This window comes from Phenylobacterium sp., assembly GCF_965229015.1.
Lineage (GTDB): Bacteria > Pseudomonadota > Alphaproteobacteria > Caulobacterales > Caulobacteraceae > Phenylobacterium.
The window spans coordinates 2,319,073-2,334,515 of record NZ_CBDDIM010000001.1 but is presented as its reverse complement, the minus strand read 5'-3'; the positions used below and the strand labels follow the sequence as shown (position 1 = coordinate 2,334,515).

Here is a 15,443-nt window from a genome sequence, read left to right as displayed (position 1 = left end):
TACCGGCCTGACGCCTCGGCGCCAGCCTCTCCGCGCGTCAGCCCTGTTGCATTCGGCCGCCAAGCCCGCGATGCAGGGCCATGGCTGATCCCAAACCCATGGTCCTGGTGGCCGCCGCCGCCCTCATCGACTCCGACGGCCGGGTGCTGATCGGCCAGCGGCCGGAGGGCAAGCAACTGGCCGGCCTCTGGGAGTTTCCCGGCGGCAAGGTGGAGCCCGGCGAGACGCCGGAGGCGTGCCTGATCCGCGAGCTGGAGGAGGAACTGGGCATCCGCGTCACCAACGCCTGCCTGGCCCCCTTCGTCTTCGCCAGTCATGGTTATGAGTCCTTTCACCTGCTGATGCCACTCTACCTGTGCCGTCGCTGGGACGGCGTGGTCACGGCCAGGGAGCATTCGGCGCTGGCATGGGTGAAGCCCTCCAAACTCAGCGACTATCCGATGCCGCCGGCCGATGCGCCGCTGGTGGCCTGGCTGCGCGATCTTATCTGAGCCGTTTCCTGCGCGACGAGCGCGGGGCGACCATGATCGAGTACGCCATCCTGGCCGGGGTTCTGGGCATGGCCGTGGTGGCCGCCATCGGGGCCTTCCAGACCGTCCTGTTCGACCTGATGAACAAGGCCGCCAGCGCCATCGAGGCGGCGATCTAACCAAGCCGCCAGGCTTGCTCTAGGCTCGTCCCATGGACGCCTGGCTTTCCGACTTCATCGCCGCCGAAGGGTTGCCCGCGGACTTCGCCGACATCGCCCAGGCGATCTGCGCGCCGCTGACCGAGACCATCCTGGAGCGGGTCAAGGAGCCGGGCTTCGTGGCGGGGATCTGCGGGACCCAGGCCAGCGGCAAGTCCACCCTCACCGCCGTGCTCAGGCGCATGCTGGAGGTCCGGGGCCTGAAGGTGGCCTCCCTCTCCCTGGACGACCTCTACCTGACCCACGCCGCCCGCCAGGTCCTGGCCCACGAGGTCCATCCCCTGCTGGCCACGCGGGGCGTGCCCGGAACCCATGACGTGGCCCTGGGTCTCGCCGTCCTCGACGGCCTGGCCCGGCCCGGCGAGACCCTGCTGCCGGTCTTCGACAAGAGCATGGACGACCGCCGCCCCGATGGCGTCCCCGTCGCCGGTCCGGTGGACGTGATCCTGTTCGAGGGCTGGTGCGTCGGGGCGGTTCCCCAGGACGCCGCCGCCCTGGCCGAGCCGGTCAACGCCCTGGAACGGGAGCGCGACCCCGACGGTCGCTGGCGGCGCTTCGTCAACGCGGCCCTGGCCGGCCCCTACCAGGACCTGTTCTCCCGCATCGACCTGCTGGTCCTGCTCAAGGCCCCCAGCTTCGAGGTGGTCCTGGCCTGGCGGCGCGAGCAGGAGGCAAAGCTCCGCGCCCGCCTGGCCCGCGAGGGCGGCGACCTCAAGCGCGCCATGACCGACGATCAGGTGGCCGCCTTCATCGCCCATTACGAACGGCTGACGCGCCACATCCTGGCCGAGATGCCGGGGCGGGCCGATGTGGTGGTGGAGTTGGACGCGCGGCGGCGGCCGAGACTCTAGCCGTCACGCCCCTCCGCGGCCGCCACCCTTGCCGCGTGCCGCGCCTCCATCCTTTCGATGTCCTCGGCGCGGCGCTCCTCCATCACCCGTCGCCACTTGGCGCGCAGGACGGCCGGGCGCTCTGGATAGCGATCCTCCATGAACTCCGCGCCCGTCACCCGATCGGCGCGGAAGGAGCGGAAGTCCTGGCGCATCTCGCACCAGGCCATCAGCATACGGACGGTGTCGTGATAGCCGATGGTCACGGGCCATATCACCCGCTGGCTGTCGCGCCCCTGCTCGTCCTTGTAGTGGATGGAGATCTTGCGGCCCGCATGGATCTGGGCGCGCACCTGGGCCATGTCGATGGCGTCGGGATGGATCTTCCACGACGTGGCGGCGCCGAGCGAGGGCGCGTCGATATAGGGACGCAGGCGCTCTGGGATGGCGGCGCTGATCTTGGCGATCAGGTCCTCGGCGGCCCGGGCCAGGGCCGGGTCGCCGCGACCCGCCACCCATTGGGCGCCCAGCACCGCGGCTTCGATCTCGTCGGGGGTCAGCATCAGGGGCGGCAGGTCGTAGCCCTGGTCGAGGACATAGCCGATGCCCGCCTCGCCCCGCACCGGCACCCTCTGGGCCATCAGGTCGGCCACGTCGCGATAGACCGTGCGCTTGGAGGTCTCCAGCTCCTCGGCGAGCGCATCGGCGGTCACCGGCCTGCGCGCCCGGCGCAGGATCTGGATGATCTGGAACAGGCGATCCGCGCGTCTCATCGGCTCCAAGCTCCACCACTGCCGCCACCACGTTGTCAGCAGGATGGCAATAGAACGGGCGTCGACGCAACCGGAGAACCGCCATGACCAAGCTTCTTACTCTTTATGCCTGCGGCGAGGGCTTCGGCCTGCCGGAGGTGAGCCCCTATGTCACCAAGAGCGAGATCCAGCTGCAGATGGCGGGCCTGGCCTATGTGAAGGTCCAGGGCTGGCGAGAGGACTCGCCGAAGGGCCAGCTCCCCTACATCGAGGACGCCGGCCAGAAGATCGCCGACTCCACCTTCATCCGCGGCCACATCGAGGCGCGCTACGGGGTCGACCTCGACGCCGGGCTGGACACCGTGCAGCGCGCCCAGGCCTGGGCCATCGAGCGGATGTGCGAGAACCAGCTGGCCTGGACGTCGGGCTATTTCCGCTTCCTGCTGCCGGAGAATTTCGAGAAGGGTCCGGCCCACTGGTTCGACAACGCCCCGGAGACCGCCCGCCCGGTGCTGAAGGCGCAACTGCTGGAGGCGGTCTCGGCCAATATCCGCGCGGTGGGCGTCGGCCGTCATTCCGAGCATGAGATCCTGGCGCTCGCCGCCCGCTCCCTGATGGCGCTGGACGCCCTGCTCGGCGACAAGGCCTTCATGATGGGGGACGAGCCCACCAGCGTGGACGCCTTCGTCTTCGCGGTCCTGGCGGGGATGCTGACGCCCTTCTTCGACTCTCCCCTGCGCCGCCGCGCCGAGCGCTTCCCGCGCCTGGTCTGCTACACCGCCCGGATGATGGCCCGCTTCTACCCCGACTTCGCCTGGACCACGGCGCCCGAGGCCGTGGCGGCTTAAAGTTAGATCCTCCCCCAGCGCGCCAGCGCGATGTGGGGGAGACGGGCCGCCGCTTAGCGGCGGGACGGAGGGGGATCGACGTAGTCGACCCCTACCGGCCTAAAACCAAGTGTCAAAGTCCCCCTCAGGCGCTCCGCGCCAGCTCCCCCAGAGGGGGAGCATCTCAATCGCCCAGCCTACCGGCGGTCGGAACCCCTAGTCCTCTTCCCGCGGCAGCGGCTGCTCGACCGTTCCCAACGCGTCGGCCAGGCGCATCTTGGCGCTGCCGGGCTTCAGCGGCTGCTGCTGGCTGGCGTCGGGGGTCCAGCCGGTGAGGGTGAGGATCTCGAAGGTGGCCGGCACGCGGCCATCGGGCTCGGCGAACCGCTCGACATAGAGCTGCATGGCTCTAGCCAGGATGGTCTTGGTGAGCGTCCGGGGGTGGCGGTCGGCCAGCACGCTGGTCTCCCCCATGGCCCGCAGGTCGGCCAGCAGCTTGATGGGGTGGCTGTAGCGCACGGTCACCCGGTCGACGTCGGCGACGGGGAGCGCAAATCCTGATCTCTGAAGTAGCCCCGCGGCGTCATAGGCGTCGGCGAAGGGGGAGATGCGCGAGCCGGCCCCGCCGGTCAGCTCGATCTCGGCCGACAGCAGGGAGGCCCGCAGCTCGGTCAGGGTCGCGCCGCCGAACATCGAGCCGATGAACAGGCCGTCGGGCTTCAGGGCCCGGCGGATCTGGATCAGGGCGCCCACCACGTCGTTGGTCCAGTGGAGGGCGAGCGTCGAGACCACCAGGTCCAGGGAGCCGAAGGCGAAGGGCAGGCGCTCCTCGTCGGCGACGATGCGGGGGCCGTCGCGGCCGGCCAGCATGGCCGCGGAGAGATCGGCCTCCACCAGCAGGCCCACGCGGGCGGCGGCGTCGCTCCGGGCCAGGGCCTGGCGGAAGGCCCCGTTGCGGGCCCCCAGGTCGACGGCGCGGGGAAACTCGCGCAGGATCGCCTCCAGGCGAACCACGGCGTCCTCCGCCGCGCGGCGCTTGAGAAAGTCGGCGTTCCCGTAGCCGGGGGCGGCGCGGGTGAGGCGGGCGCGCAGGGTGGCGCGGTCGAAGAGCAGGGGTGGGGCGGACATGAGCCTGCAAGATGGCCTGTCGGAGGCCTGGTGGAAACCAGGGCCGCGAATGAAATCCGCCGCGCGGTCCGCGCTCGACCTACTGTTCCCGCCCCAGGCCCTGGATGACGGCCCCCGGCCGCTGGCCACGGGGCTCACGGCGGCGGGCTGGAGCCAGATCAGCTTCCTCGACGATCCCGTCTGCGACGGCTGCGGGACGCCCTTTGAATATCCCCTGGGGGAGGGGGTGCGCTGCGCCGCCTGCATGGCCAGGCCGCGGGCCTTCGATCGCGCCCGCGCCGCCTGCCTCTATGACGACGCCTCGCGCGGTCCGATCCTGCAGCTCAAGCACGCCGACCGCACCGACCTGGCGCCCCTGTTCGCCCGCTGGATCAGCCGCGCGGGGCGGCGCCTCCTGGAGGACGCCGACGCCATCGCCCCGGTCCCCCTGCATCCGACCCGCCTGCTGGGCCGCCGCTACAACCAGGCCGCCGAGATCGCCCGGCCGCTGAGCCGGCTGGCGCGCGTCGCCTATCTGCCCGACGCCCTGGTCCGGGTGCGCGCCACGCAGACCCAGGGCGGCAAGTCCGGCTCGGGGCGGCGCAGGAATGTGGCGGCGGCCTTCCATGTCCCCGCCTCACGGGCGAAACAGGTGGCGGGCAAGCGAATCCTGCTGATTGATGACGTCATGACCACCGGGGCCACCGTCGAGGGCTGCGCGCGGGCCCTGCTGAAGGCCGGGGCGAGCTGCGTCGATGTGGCGGTGGTGGCCCGGGTGAAAGAAGCCGCGAACACCACCATATAGGACCCATCAACCCCTTTCGGCGTTAGTTGAGACATGGCCCAAGTCACCATCTACACCAAGCCCTACTGCCCCTACTGCGTCCGCGCGGTCTCCCTGCTGGAGAAAAAGGGCGTCGAGTTCACCGAGATCGAGGCCGCCTTCGATCCGGAGAAGCGCAAGGAGATGATGCAGCGCGCCAATGGGCGCGCCACCTTCCCGCAGATCTTCATCGGCGAGGAACATATCGGCGGCTGCGACGACATGATGGCCCTGGAGCAGGCGGGCAAGCTGGACCCCCTGCTGGCGGCTTGAGCCTTGCCAAGCCAGGGCTGACCGGCTTCTAGAGACGACCATGACCTTGCGCGTCGGACTGATCCAGACCCGGACTCCCGCCAGCCACGCCGCGGCGCTGGAACACCTGACGCCGCTGGTGCGCGAGGCCGCCGCCCGGGGCGCGACCTTCATCGCCACGCCTGAGGGCAGCAACATCCTGCAGAAGGACAAGGCCGCCCTGCTGCCGCAGCTGACCCTGCTGGCCGACGATCCGGTGGTCCAGGGGATGCAGGCGCTCGCCAAGGAGCTCGGCGTCTGGCTGCTGATCGGCTCGGCCTTGGTCAAGCGGGAGGACGGCAAGGCCGCCAACCGCGCGGCGCTCATCTCGCCGCAGGGCGAGATCACCGCCACCTACGACAAGCTGCACATGTTCGATGTGGATCTCCCCACCGGCGAGACGGCCCGCGAGAGCGAGACCTATGAGCCCGGCGACCGCGCCGTGACCGCCATGGCCGGTGAGACGCCGCTCGGCCTGACCATCTGCTACGACATGCGCTTCCCGGCGGTCTATCGGGCCTTGGCGCTCGCCGGCGCCCAGGTGATGCTGGTCCCGGCCGCCTTCACCCGGCCCACCGGCGAGGCCCACTGGGAGATCCTGCTGCGCGCCCGCGCCATCGAGACCGGCAGCTTCGTGCTCGCGCCCGCCCAGGGCGGCTTCCACGAGGATCGCCGCGGCACCTGGGGCCACACGATCGCCATCGCCCCCTGGGGCGAGATCCTGGGCCAGCTCGCCCATGACGAGCCCGGCGTGCTGGTGGTGGACCTCGACCTCGACGCCGTCGCCAAGGCGCGTTCGGCGATCCCGGCGCTGGCCAACGCCCGGCCCTTCGCCGCCCCGACGCCCCTGTCATGATCCGCTACGCGCTGGCCTGCGACCACGCCCATGAATTCGAGGGCTGGTTCGGCTCCTCGGACGACTACGAGGCCCAGGCCGCCGCCGGCCAGATCGGCTGCCCGGTCTGCGGCTCCACCGCCGTCACCAAGCAGATCATGGCTCCCATGGTGGCGGGCACGAAACGCAACGCCCCGGACATGACGCCCGCCGCCCGCGAGGTGATGATGCAGGCCCTGGCCCAGGTGCGGCAGCACGTGGAGGAGAACTTCGACTATGTCGGCGAGGACTTCGCCGACGAGGCCCGCGCCATCCATGCCGGCAAGTCCGAAGAGCGCGGCATCTACGGCGAGGCCTCCCTGGCCGAGGTCCGCGAACTCGCGGAAGAGGGCGTCAACATCGCCCCCCTGCCGCCCGCGTCGCCGCCTACAAAGAAGGCGGTGCATTAGGCGCTCCGGCGCGATCCAGGCCAGACGCGTGACATGCCTTGCGGCCGATCCCACCGGCGCCTACGGTCGGCGCACAGCGTAACCGGGGCCTCCACATGATCCGCACCGTCCTCCTCGCCGCCATCGGCGCCGCGACCCTTTCGGCCTCCGCCGCCCAGGCCCAGACGCGGCCCGATCAGGCCGCCTTCCGGGCGCTCTACAAGGAGCTGGTGGAGACCAACACCACCCTGTCGTCGGGCAGCTGCACCGCCGCCGCCGAGAAGATGGGGGCGCGCCTGAAGGCCGCCGGCTACGCCGACAAGGACGTCCAGGTCCTGGTCCCCGCCGAGCGCCCCAAGGACGGCGCCCTGATCGCCACCCTGGCCGGCAGCGACCCCAAGCTGAAGCCGATCATGCTGCTGGCCCATATCGACGTGGTGGAGGCCAATCGCGCCGACTGGGTGCGCGATCCCTTCACCCTGATCGAGGAGGGGGGCTATTTCTACGCCCGCGGGGCCAGCGACGATAAGGCCATGGCCTCGGTCTTCACCGACTCCATGATCCGTTACAGGACTGAGGGCTTCAAACCCCGCCGGGGCCTGAAGCTGGTGCTGACCTGTGGCGAGGAGACCTCCGACACCTTCGACGGGGTCGAGTGGCTGCTGAAGAACCACCGCCCGCTGATGGACGCGCAGTTCGCCCTGAACGAGGGCGCCGGGGGCCGGCTGAACGAGAAGGGCGAGCGCCAGTTCCTGGGCATCCAGGCCGGCGAGAAGGTCTATCAGGACTTCACCCTGGTCACGACCAACCCCGGCGGCCATTCCTCGCGGCCGTCGAAGGACAACGCCATCTACCACCTGGCCGCGGCTCTGGACCGGCTGGCCGCCTACGACTTCCCCATCCGCCTCAACGAAGCGACGAAGAACCACTTCGAGAAGATGGCGGTGATCGAGGGCGGCGCCTCGGGCGCGGCCATGGCCGCCGTGGCCAAGGACCCCACCGACGCCGCGGCCGTGGCCGAGGTGATCAAGGACGCCAGCCGCAACTCGATGATGCGCACCACCTGCGTGGCCACCATGGTCAATGCCGGCCACGCGCCGAACGCCCTGCCGCAGCGGGCCGAGGCCAACGTCAATTGCCGGATCCTGCCCGGCGAGAGCCTGGACTCGGTGAAGGCCCAGCTGATCAAGGTGTTCGCCGACGACAAGATCGCCGTCTCCATGGTGGGGGTCCCCAGCCCGGTCTCGCCGCCGCCGCCGCTCACCAAGGCCATCGTCGGCCCCATCGAACAGGTCTCCCACAAGATGTGGCCCGGGGTCGCCTTCGTGCCGGCCATGTCCACCGGCGCCACCGACAGCCGCTTCACCAACGCCGCCGGTATCCCCAGCTACGGCCTCTCGGGCATGTTCGGCGACCCGGACGGCGGCGGCGTCCACGGCCTGAACGAACGCATCCGCGTCCGCTCCCTCTATGAGGGCCGCGACTTCCTCTATGAGGTGGTGAAGCTCTACGCGAACCAGAAGTAGGGGCGCAACCGGCCCCTCTTTCCGTCCTCCGGAAAAACTGGCATCTCTTCTGCCAATAGTTTTCCGGAGGTCGAGATGGCGGCGAAGATCGGGCGGACCCTGGCGGACTCGACGCCCTATTGGCCGCCGGCGCCCAGGGCGCCGAAGGGCGCGCCCAACATCCTGGTGGTGCTGTTCGACGACGTCGGCTTCTCCGACTTCGGCTGCTACGGCTCGCCGATCAAGACGCCGACCATCGATGCGCTGGCCGCCGAGGGGCTGCGCTACACCGGCTTCCACACCACGGCCATGTGCTCCACCACCCGAGCGGCCCTGCTGACCGGGCGCAACCACCACTCGGTGGGGATGGGCTGCCTGTCGAACTTCGATTCAGGCTTCCCCGGCTATCGCGGCAAGATCGCCCGCGAGGCCGGGACCCTGCCGGAGATGCTCAAGCCCCACGGCTACTCCACCTACATGGTGGGCAAGTGGCACGCGACGCCGCTCACCGAGACCGGCCCCAGCGGGCCCTTCGACGGCTGGCCCCTGGGCCGCGGCTTCGACCGCTTCTACGGCTTCATGGACGCCGAGACCGACCAGTTCGCGCCGGAACTGGTGCGCGACAACACCCCCATCGAGCAGCCGGCGAGCTACGCCGAGGGCTACCACCTCACCGCCGACCTGGTGGACCAGTCGATCCGCTACATCGCCGACCATGAGGCCGATGCGCCCGACAAGCCCTGGCTGCTGTGGCTGGCGCCCGGCGCCTGCCACGCCCCGCACCAGGCGCCGCAGCACATCATTCGCCAGTACGACCCGCTCTTCGAACACGGCTGGGACGTGGAGCGCGAGCAGCGCCTGGCCCGCCAGAAGGCCATGGGGATCGTGCCCGAAAACACCGTCATGCCCGAGCGCAACGACGGCATCCGCCCCTGGGACGAGTGCCTGCCCGAGGACAAGCGGGTCTTCACCCGCCTGCAGAGCGCCTATGCCGGCATGCTCGACCACGCCGACCGGCATCTGGCGCGGCTGATGGCCTTCCTGGAGGAGGCCGGGATCAAGGACGACACCCTGATCTTCGTCATGTCCGACAACGGCGCCAGCCAGGAGGGCGGGCCGCTGGGCATGGTCAACGCCATGGGGCCGTACAATCTGAAGTTCGAGCCCATGGCCGAGAAGCTGGCCCGGCTCGACGACATCGGCGGGCCCGACAGTCATTCCAACTTCCCGCAGGGCTGGGCCATGGCCTCCAACACGCCCCTGCGCCGCTACAAGCAGAACACCCACGGCGGCGGTATCCGCGATCCCCTGGTGATCAGCTGGAAGAACGGCCTGGCGGCGCGGGGCGAGCTGCGCACCCAGTTCGCCCACGTCTGCGACTTCACGCCCACCCTGCTGGACATTCTGGGCCTGGAGCCGCCGGCGGTGATCGCCGGCGTGCCGCAGATGCCGCTCGAGGGGGTGAGTTTCGCGGCCTCCCTGAAGGACCCCGCCGCCCCCAGCAAGACCAAGCCCCAGCACTTCGAGATGTTCGGCCATCGCGGCCTCTGGAAGGACGGCTGGAAGGCGGTGGCCTTCCATCCCCCGGGCACGGCCTTCGACACCGACGTCTGGGAGCTCTACCACCTGGACGCCGACTTCTCGGAGACCCGCGACCTGGCCGCCGCCGAGCCGGAGAGGCTGGCCGCCCTGGTGGCCGAATGGTGGAAAGCCGCGGAGGCCTACAAGGTCCTGCCCCTGGACGACCGCTTCGGCCCGCGCTTCGCCGAGAACGCCCTGCGCTATCACGGGGCCCGCAAGCGCTTCGTCTTCCACCCTGGCATGGGCCACCTGCCCGCCGACGTGGCGCCGGATGTGCGCAGCCGGTCGTACATCATCGAGGCCGAGGCGATCATCCCGCCCGGCGGCGCGGAAGGGGTTCTGCTGGCCCACGGCGACGCCACCTGCGGCTATAGCTTCTACCTTCAGGACGGCCGCCTGTATCACACCCTGAACGTCGGCGGGGCCCTGGCCACGGTCAGCTCCGCCGAGCCCATCGCGCCGGGCCTGCGCAAGCTCGCCCTGCGTTGCCGCCAGGGCTCCGACGGCCGCACCTTCACCCTGGCGGTGGACGGTAAGGTCGTGGGCGAGGTGAAGACTCACATCGGCTTCGCCACCTTCATCTCCTGGTCGGGCCTGGACATCGGCCGCGACCGGGGAAGCCCCGTGGCTCCCTATGCCGCCCCCTTCACCTTCACCGGCAAGCTGCGGCGGGTGGTGGTGACCATGGACGCCGACCAGGCGCTGGACGGCGAGTTGCTGGGCGAGGCGGAGATGGCGCGGCAGTAGGCCTAGACCCGGGCGGCGGCGTAGAGCATGCCGGCGATCGCCGCCGGGGTGGCCGGCGCCTGGCCCGAGAGCCAGGCGGACAGCAGGCCCATCTGCCCCCCGGCCAACTGCGCCGCCCGAAGGGTTGCGTCGCCGCTCTCGTCCCGAGCCCGCAGCCGCGTCTCGATCAGCCCGGCCAGGGTCTTGGCCAGCAGCGGCCGGGTCGGGCCGGCGAACAGCACGTTGCCCACCCGGCGATTCTCCCAGAAGTGCTCCACCACCGCCAGCAGCCGGGCGTCGTCGTGCTGCGGGCCGAGCATGTCGGCCAGGACCCCGAAGGGCCCCGACAGGCCGGCCTTCAGCAGCTCGTCCTTGCCCTCGTAGTGCTCGTAGAAAGTCGATCGCCCGACCCCGGCGCGGGCGATGATGTCGGCCACCTTCAGCTGGTCGTAGCGGCGCTCCAGCACCAGCTCGACGAAGGCGTCGAACAGGGCGGCCTTGGTGCGCTGGACCGGCCGACTGTCTGCGAGATCCACTACGATCACCTCCGGTCCGGACAATGCGGGCGCGGTGTCCGGAAACCGGACAGTCCGCGCGCCGTGTCCGGCCAGGGCGGGCCGGACTGGCGCTAGAGGTTAGGGCCAGGGCGGGGCGACGCAAGACCCCGCCAAACCTTGTCGGAGCCTGCCCATGACCGCCAAAGCTGACCGTCGAAATCCTCACAGCCACATGTGGCTGATGGGGGTGCTGGGCGTAGCGGCCGGCCTGGCCTTCATGGTCTTCGTTCCCCGGCTGACCGTGGTGTCGAAGTCCCTGCTGCTGTTCGCCGGCTTCCACCTGGTGGGCGGGGTGGTCCTTCTCGGCAGCCTCTATGTCTCGGGCCTGCGAAATCCGGTCCGCAGGCTCACCGGCGCGGCCGCGCGGCCGGCGGCGACCTACGACTTCGGCTGGGGGCCGGGCTGGATGAACGGCCTGGCCATCGCCGCCCTCATCGTCCTGGCCGCGGCGGTCGTCCTGCAACTGACCCATCCCGGCGCCTGGCCCCTGGCCTTCGGCCTGGTGGCGGCCTCGGGCCTGCTGATGGTGGGCAATGCGGTGATGCGCAGCTTCCGCCGCACCGACCACGTCGTCCTGCCCATGGTGGACCTACTTTCAGGCGACCATGACCTGGTGCTCGACGCGGGCTGCGGCAGCGGCCGGACCACGATCGCGCTCGCCCGCATCCTGAAGTCGGGCCGGGTGGTGGGCCTCGACCGTTTCGACGCCGGCTATATCGACGACGGGGGCCGGGCCCTGCTGGACAACAACCTCAAGCTCGCCGGCCTCACCGGCAAGGTCCAGGTGGAGACCGGCGACCTGACCGCCATGGTGTTCGCCGACAACCACTTCGACGCCGCCGTCAGCACCCACGTCTATGATCATCTGGGGACGGGGAAGGCCCAGGCGCTACGCGAGACCGCGCGCGTGCTGAAGCCCGGCGGCCGCTTCCTGATGGCGGTCTGGGTCCCCGGACTGACCATGTTCGCCGTCGCCAATATCCTGTCCCTGTTCCTCACCACCAAGGCCCAGTGGCGGAGTTTGGCCGAGGGGGCAGGGTTCCGGGTGTTGGACGAAGGCATGTTCAACCACGCCTGGTTCGTGCTGCTGGAGAAGCCGGCCGCCTAGGCCCCGGGGTTGCCTTCGGCGGCGGGGAGCACGATCTAGCGGGCACGCCCTGGAGCCCGTCGTCATGGCCTACCGATACCTCGACCTGCTCGCCACCCCCAGCGTCCAGGCGGCCCAGGCCGCCAACGGCGCGCGCAAGATCTGGGAGCGGTTCGAGGGCGACCGCGCCTCGGATCGTTTCACCGAGAACGAGGCGGCCTTTATCGGCGAGCGCGACAGCTTCTATCTGGCCAGCGTCTCGCAGAGCGGCTGGCCCTATGTGCAGCACCGGGGTGGGCCCGAGGGCTTCCTGAAGGTGCTGGACGACACCACGCTGGGCTTCGCCGACTATCGCGGAAATCGCCAGTACATCAGCCTGGGCAATACGGCGGCCGACGACCGGGTGGCCCTGATCCTGATGGACTACCCCAACCAGGCGCGGCTGAAGATCCTGGCCCACATGGAGTCCCGCGACCTGGCGGCCGATCCTGACTTGGCGGCCCGGCTGGTGGACCCCGGCTATAGGGGCCGCCCCGAACGCGGCCTCGTCCTGAGGCTGGAGACCTTCGACTGGAACTGCCCCCAGCACATCACCCGGCGCTTCACCGGTCCGCAGATCGAGACCGTGCTGGCGCCCCTGCGCGACCGGGTCGCCGAGCTGGAAGCCGAGAACCAGGTTCTGCGCGATCGCCTGGCGGCGCGCTGAGTTTTCCGCCCCGGGGTCCCTTGTGTGGCGCAAAGGCCACACCTACATCGAGCCCGTGGAGGTTGCGCTTGATCAAGGCGACCCCGCTAATCCGCCTTACGAGGGGACCTCATGAATATCGACCTCTATTCCGATCGCGCCAAACAGGCGATCCAGTCCGCCCAGAGCCTGGCCATGGCCCGCGGCCACCAGCAGCTCGCCCCCGAACACCTGCTCAAGGTTCTGCTTGAGGAGAAGGACGGCCTCTCCCGCGCCCTCATCGAGAGCGCCGGCGGGCGGCCCGATGTGGTGGAACAGGCGACCGACAGCCTGCTCACCAAGCGCCCCCGCGTGGAGGGCGGTTCGGGCCAGATCTACATGGCCCCGGAGACTGCGCGGGTCTTCAACGAGGCCGAGACCGGCGCCAAGGGCGCGGGCGACGCCTTCGTCACCACCGAGCGCCTGCTGATCGCCATCGCCAAGGAAGGCGGCGAGGCGGGCAAGGCCCTGTCGGCCGCCGGCGCCACGAACGCCGGCCTGGAGGAGGCCGCCAAGGCCGTCCGCAAGGGCCGTACGGCGGACTCGGCATCGGCCGAGGAGGGCTATGACGCCCTGAAGCGCTACGCCCGCGACCTGACCCAGGCCGCCCGCGACGGCAAGCTCGACCCGGTGATCGGCCGCGACGAGGAGATCCGCCGCACCATCCAGGTCCTGCAGCGCCGCACCAAGAACAACCCCGTCCTGATCGGCGAGCCCGGGGTCGGCAAGACCGCCATCGTCGAGGGCCTGGCCCTGCGCATCATCAATGGCGATGTGCCCGAGGGCCTGAAGGAGAAGAAGCTCCTGTCGCTGGACATGGGCGCCCTGATCGCCGGGGCGAAGTACCGCGGCGAGTTCGAGGAGCGCCTGAAGGCCGTGCTCAACGAGGTGATCGCCGCCGAGGGCTCGATCATCCTGTTCATCGACGAGATGCACACCCTAGTGGGCGCCGGGAAGAGCGACGGGGCGATGGACGCCTCCAACCTGCTCAAGCCCGCCCTGGCCCGCGGCGAGCTGCACTGCGTCGGCGCCACCACGCTCGATGAGTACCGCAAGCATGTGGAGAAGGACCCGGCGCTGGCCCGCCGCTTCCAGCCAGTCTTCGTCGACGAGCCCACGGTGGAGGACACCGTCTCCATCCTGCGCGGCCTGAAGGAGAAGTACGAGCTGCACCACGGGGTGCGGATCTCCGACAGCGCCATCGTGGCGGCCGCGACCCTGTCGCACCGCTACATCACCGACCGCTTCCTGCCCGACAAGGCCATCGACCTCATCGACGAGGCCGGCAGCCGCGTGCGCATGGCCGTCGACTCCAAGCCCGAGGAGCTGGACGAGATCGACCGCCGGGTCGTGCAGCTGAAGATCGAGCGCGAGGCCCTCACCAAGGAGACCGACGCGGCCTCCAAGCACCGCCTCGAGAAGCTCGAGGAGGAACTCACCGAGCTCGAGGCCGAGTCCGAGGAGATGACCGCCAAGTGGCGCGCCGAGAAGGAGAAGGTCGGTCAGTCCGCCCAGCTCCGCGAGGCCGTCGACCGCCTGCGGGCCGAACTCGTCGCCGCCCAGCGCCGCGGCGACCTGCAGCGCGCCTCGGAGATCGCCTATGGCGAGATCCCCGGCCTCGAGCGCCGCCTGGCCGAGGAGGAGGCCAAGGAGCCCGCCGACGCCGTCAGTCCCGAGGTCGTCGACGCCGAACAGATCGCCGCCGTCGTCAGCCGCTGGACCGGGGTGCCCGTCGAGAAGATGCTCGAGGGCGAACGCGAGAAGCTGCTGAAGATGGAAGACAGCCTGCGCAACCGCGTGGTCGGCCAGGAGGAGGCCCTGGTCGCCGTCTCCGACGCCGTGCGCCGCGCCCGCGCCGGCCTGCAGGATCCCGCCCGTCCGATCGGCTCCTTCCTGTTCCTCGGCCCCACGGGCGTGGGCAAGACCGAGCTCACCAAGGCGCTCGCCGAATTCATGTTCGACGACGAGGCCGCCATCACCCGGATGGACATGAGCGAGTACATGGAGAAGCACTCGGTCAGCCGCATGATCGGCGCGCCCCCCGGCTATGTCGGCTACGACGAGGGCGGGGCGCTCACCGAGGCGGTCCGCCGCCGGCCCTACCAGGTCGTGCTGTTCGACGAGGTGGAGAAGGCCCACCCCGACGTCTTCAACATCCTGTTGCAGGTGCTGGACGACGGTCGCCTGACCGACGGCCAGGGCCGCACCGTCGACTTCCGCAACACCATCCTGATCATGACCTCCAACCTCGGTTCGGAGTTCCTGGCCGGACAGGCGGACGGCGAGGATGTGGATGAGGTCCGGCCCATGGTCATGGACGTCGTGCGCCGCCACTTCCGGCCCGAGTTCCTGAACCGGATCGACGAGATCATCCTCTTCAAGCGGCTGGGCCGCTCGGAGATGGACAACATCGTCGGCATCCAGATGCAGCGGGTCGAAAAGCTGCTGGCCGCCCGGCGGATGTCCATCACCCTGGACGCCGCCGCCAGCCACTGGATCGCCGAACGTGGCTATGACCCCGTCTACGGGGCCCGGCCGCTGAAGCGGGTGATCCAGAAGGAGCTGATCGACCCCATCGCCAAGCGGCTCCTGGCCGGCGACTTCCAGGACGGCTCGGTGATAGAGGTCGGCGCCAGCGACGAGGGCCTGGAGATCGGCAAGGCCAAGGTCCACTAAGCCGCC

Annotated in this window: 16 protein-coding genes; 13 read left to right on the top strand and 3 right to left on the bottom strand. The window is 70.0% G+C overall.

Translation table 11 applies throughout. The features are described 5' to 3' along the window. The first annotated feature begins 80 nt into the window (after positions 1-80). From mutT to ACO06I_RS11775, 3 genes are read left to right on the top strand one after another with little or no spacing between them, the layout of a single operon-like run. The gene (gene mutT, locus ACO06I_RS11785) at positions 81-491 is read left to right on the top strand and encodes an 8-oxo-dGTP diphosphatase MutT (RefSeq protein WP_421932760.1); all 411 of its coding nucleotides are present in this window, start codon (positions 81-83) and stop codon (positions 489-491) included. Beyond that, the gene (locus tag ACO06I_RS11780; protein WP_421932759.1) at positions 407-649 is read left to right on the top strand and encodes a Flp family type IVb pilin; all 243 of its coding nucleotides are present in this window, start codon (positions 407-409) and stop codon (positions 647-649) included. Before mutT ends, ACO06I_RS11780 begins: the two co-directional genes overlap by 85 nt. 32 nt (positions 650-681) lie before the next feature. Further along, positions 682-1,539: a kinase gene (locus tag ACO06I_RS11775; protein WP_421932758.1), complete on the top strand. Its 858-nt coding sequence runs from the start codon at positions 682-684 to the stop codon at positions 1,537-1,539. Here the strand turns inward: ACO06I_RS11775 and ACO06I_RS11770 are convergent. Beyond that, positions 1,536-2,291, bottom strand: coding sequence for a helix-turn-helix transcriptional regulator (locus ACO06I_RS11770; RefSeq protein WP_421932757.1), 756 nt, complete (start codon positions 2,289-2,291; stop codon positions 1,536-1,538). The two genes, ACO06I_RS11775 and ACO06I_RS11770, sit on opposite strands and share 4 nt — an antisense overlap. An 83-nt stretch (positions 2,292-2,374) precedes the next feature. Here ACO06I_RS11770 and ACO06I_RS11765 point away from each other — a divergent pair, with 83 nt between their 5' ends. Further along, on the top strand, positions 2,375-3,118 hold the full coding sequence (locus ACO06I_RS11765; RefSeq protein ID WP_421932756.1) for a glutathione S-transferase family protein: 744 nt from the start codon (positions 2,375-2,377) through the stop codon (positions 3,116-3,118). A 195-nt stretch (positions 3,119-3,313) separates the two neighbouring features. Here the strand turns inward: ACO06I_RS11765 and ACO06I_RS11760 are convergent, their stop codons facing one another. Then, complete coding sequence (locus ACO06I_RS11760) at positions 3,314-4,225, bottom strand: methyltransferase domain-containing protein (protein WP_421932755.1); 912 nt, start codon at positions 4,223-4,225, stop codon at positions 3,314-3,316. Here ACO06I_RS11760 and ACO06I_RS11755 point away from each other — a divergent pair. The 6 genes from ACO06I_RS11755 to ACO06I_RS11730 all read left to right on the top strand — a co-directional run bounded on the left by ACO06I_RS11755 (position 4,224) and on the right by ACO06I_RS11730 (position 10,414). Beyond that, complete coding sequence (locus ACO06I_RS11755) at positions 4,224-5,009, top strand: ComF family protein (protein WP_421932754.1); 786 nt, start codon at positions 4,224-4,226, stop codon at positions 5,007-5,009. The two genes, ACO06I_RS11760 and ACO06I_RS11755, sit on opposite strands and share 2 nt — an antisense overlap. Before the next feature lie 33 nt (positions 5,010-5,042). Further along, positions 5,043-5,300: a glutaredoxin 3 gene (gene grxC, locus ACO06I_RS11750; RefSeq protein WP_421932753.1), complete on the top strand. Its 258-nt coding sequence runs from the start codon at positions 5,043-5,045 to the stop codon at positions 5,298-5,300. Between the two features lie 40 nt (positions 5,301-5,340). Beyond that, a complete protein-coding gene (locus ACO06I_RS11745) occupies positions 5,341-6,174 on the top strand; it encodes a carbon-nitrogen hydrolase family protein (RefSeq protein ID WP_421932752.1) in 834 nt (277 codons plus the stop codon). Beyond that, positions 6,171-6,602 (top strand): DUF1178 family protein, encoded by a 432-nt coding sequence (locus ACO06I_RS11740; RefSeq protein ID WP_421932751.1) that lies wholly within the window; start codon positions 6,171-6,173, stop codon positions 6,600-6,602. The genes ACO06I_RS11745 and ACO06I_RS11740 overlap by 4 nt, the downstream gene beginning before the upstream one ends. A 95-nt stretch (positions 6,603-6,697) precedes the next feature. Further along, positions 6,698-8,107 (top strand): M20/M25/M40 family metallo-hydrolase, encoded by a 1,410-nt coding sequence (locus tag ACO06I_RS11735; protein WP_421932750.1) that lies wholly within the window; start codon positions 6,698-6,700, stop codon positions 8,105-8,107. A gap of 75 nt (positions 8,108-8,182) precedes the next feature. Continuing rightward, positions 8,183-10,414 carry an arylsulfatase gene (locus ACO06I_RS11730; protein WP_421932749.1) on the top strand — a complete coding sequence of 744 codons (2,232 nt, stop codon included), beginning with the start codon at positions 8,183-8,185 and terminating at the stop codon, positions 10,412-10,414. A gap of 2 nt (positions 10,415-10,416) precedes the next feature. On the opposite strand, the gene ACO06I_RS11725 is transcribed toward ACO06I_RS11730, so the two are convergent. Beyond that, a complete protein-coding gene (locus tag ACO06I_RS11725) occupies positions 10,417-10,929 on the bottom strand; it encodes a TetR/AcrR family transcriptional regulator (protein WP_421932748.1) in 513 nt (170 codons plus the stop codon). Positions 10,930-11,083: 154 nt separating this feature from the next. On the opposite strand from ACO06I_RS11725, the gene ACO06I_RS11720 reads away from it, so the two are divergent. The 3 genes from ACO06I_RS11720 to clpB all read left to right on the top strand — a co-directional run bounded on the left by ACO06I_RS11720 (position 11,084) and on the right by clpB (position 15,437). Continuing rightward, entirely contained in the window at positions 11,084-12,058 is a 975-nt protein-coding gene (locus ACO06I_RS11720; protein ID WP_421932747.1) for a class I SAM-dependent methyltransferase, read from the top strand. 64 nt (positions 12,059-12,122) lie between these two features. Continuing rightward, positions 12,123-12,743: a pyridoxamine 5'-phosphate oxidase family protein gene (locus tag ACO06I_RS11715; protein ID WP_421932746.1), complete on the top strand. Its 621-nt coding sequence runs from the start codon at positions 12,123-12,125 to the stop codon at positions 12,741-12,743. Between the two features lie 111 nt (positions 12,744-12,854). Beyond that, positions 12,855-15,437 (top strand): ATP-dependent chaperone ClpB, encoded by a 2,583-nt coding sequence (gene clpB / locus ACO06I_RS11710; RefSeq protein WP_421932745.1) that lies wholly within the window; start codon positions 12,855-12,857, stop codon positions 15,435-15,437. The last annotated feature ends 6 nt before the right edge of the window (positions 15,438-15,443 follow it).

What these genes read in the sequence shown, in the direction of transcription:
- mutT (WP_421932760.1), top strand. Translation starts at nt 81, where the DNA reads ATGGCTGATCCCAAACCCATGGTCCTGGTGGCCGCCGCCGCCCTCATC.
- ACO06I_RS11780 (WP_421932759.1), top strand. Translation starts at nt 407, where the DNA reads ATGGGTGAAGCCCTCCAAACTCAGCGACTATCCGATGCCGCCGGCCGA.
- ACO06I_RS11775 (WP_421932758.1), top strand. Translation starts at nt 682, where the DNA reads ATGGACGCCTGGCTTTCCGACTTCATCGCCGCCGAAGGGTTGCCCGCG.
- ACO06I_RS11770 (WP_421932757.1), bottom strand. Translation starts at nt 2,291, where the DNA reads ATGAGACGCGCGGATCGCCTGTTCCAGATCATCCAGATCCTGCGCCGG.
- ACO06I_RS11765 (WP_421932756.1), top strand. Translation starts at nt 2,375, where the DNA reads ATGACCAAGCTTCTTACTCTTTATGCCTGCGGCGAGGGCTTCGGCCTG.
- ACO06I_RS11755 (WP_421932754.1), top strand. Translation starts at nt 4,224, where the DNA reads ATGAGCCTGCAAGATGGCCTGTCGGAGGCCTGGTGGAAACCAGGGCCG.
- ACO06I_RS11760 (WP_421932755.1), bottom strand. Translation starts at nt 4,225, where the DNA reads ATGTCCGCCCCACCCCTGCTCTTCGACCGCGCCACCCTGCGCGCCCGC.
- grxC (WP_421932753.1), top strand. Translation starts at nt 5,043, where the DNA reads ATGGCCCAAGTCACCATCTACACCAAGCCCTACTGCCCCTACTGCGTC.
- ACO06I_RS11745 (WP_421932752.1), top strand. Translation starts at nt 5,341, where the DNA reads ATGACCTTGCGCGTCGGACTGATCCAGACCCGGACTCCCGCCAGCCAC.
- ACO06I_RS11740 (WP_421932751.1), top strand. Translation starts at nt 6,171, where the DNA reads ATGATCCGCTACGCGCTGGCCTGCGACCACGCCCATGAATTCGAGGGC.
- ACO06I_RS11735 (WP_421932750.1), top strand. Translation starts at nt 6,698, where the DNA reads ATGATCCGCACCGTCCTCCTCGCCGCCATCGGCGCCGCGACCCTTTCG.
- ACO06I_RS11730 (WP_421932749.1), top strand. Translation starts at nt 8,183, where the DNA reads ATGGCGGCGAAGATCGGGCGGACCCTGGCGGACTCGACGCCCTATTGG.
- ACO06I_RS11720 (WP_421932747.1), top strand. Translation starts at nt 11,084, where the DNA reads ATGACCGCCAAAGCTGACCGTCGAAATCCTCACAGCCACATGTGGCTG.
- ACO06I_RS11715 (WP_421932746.1), top strand. Translation starts at nt 12,123, where the DNA reads ATGGCCTACCGATACCTCGACCTGCTCGCCACCCCCAGCGTCCAGGCG.
- clpB (WP_421932745.1), top strand. Translation starts at nt 12,855, where the DNA reads ATGAATATCGACCTCTATTCCGATCGCGCCAAACAGGCGATCCAGTCC.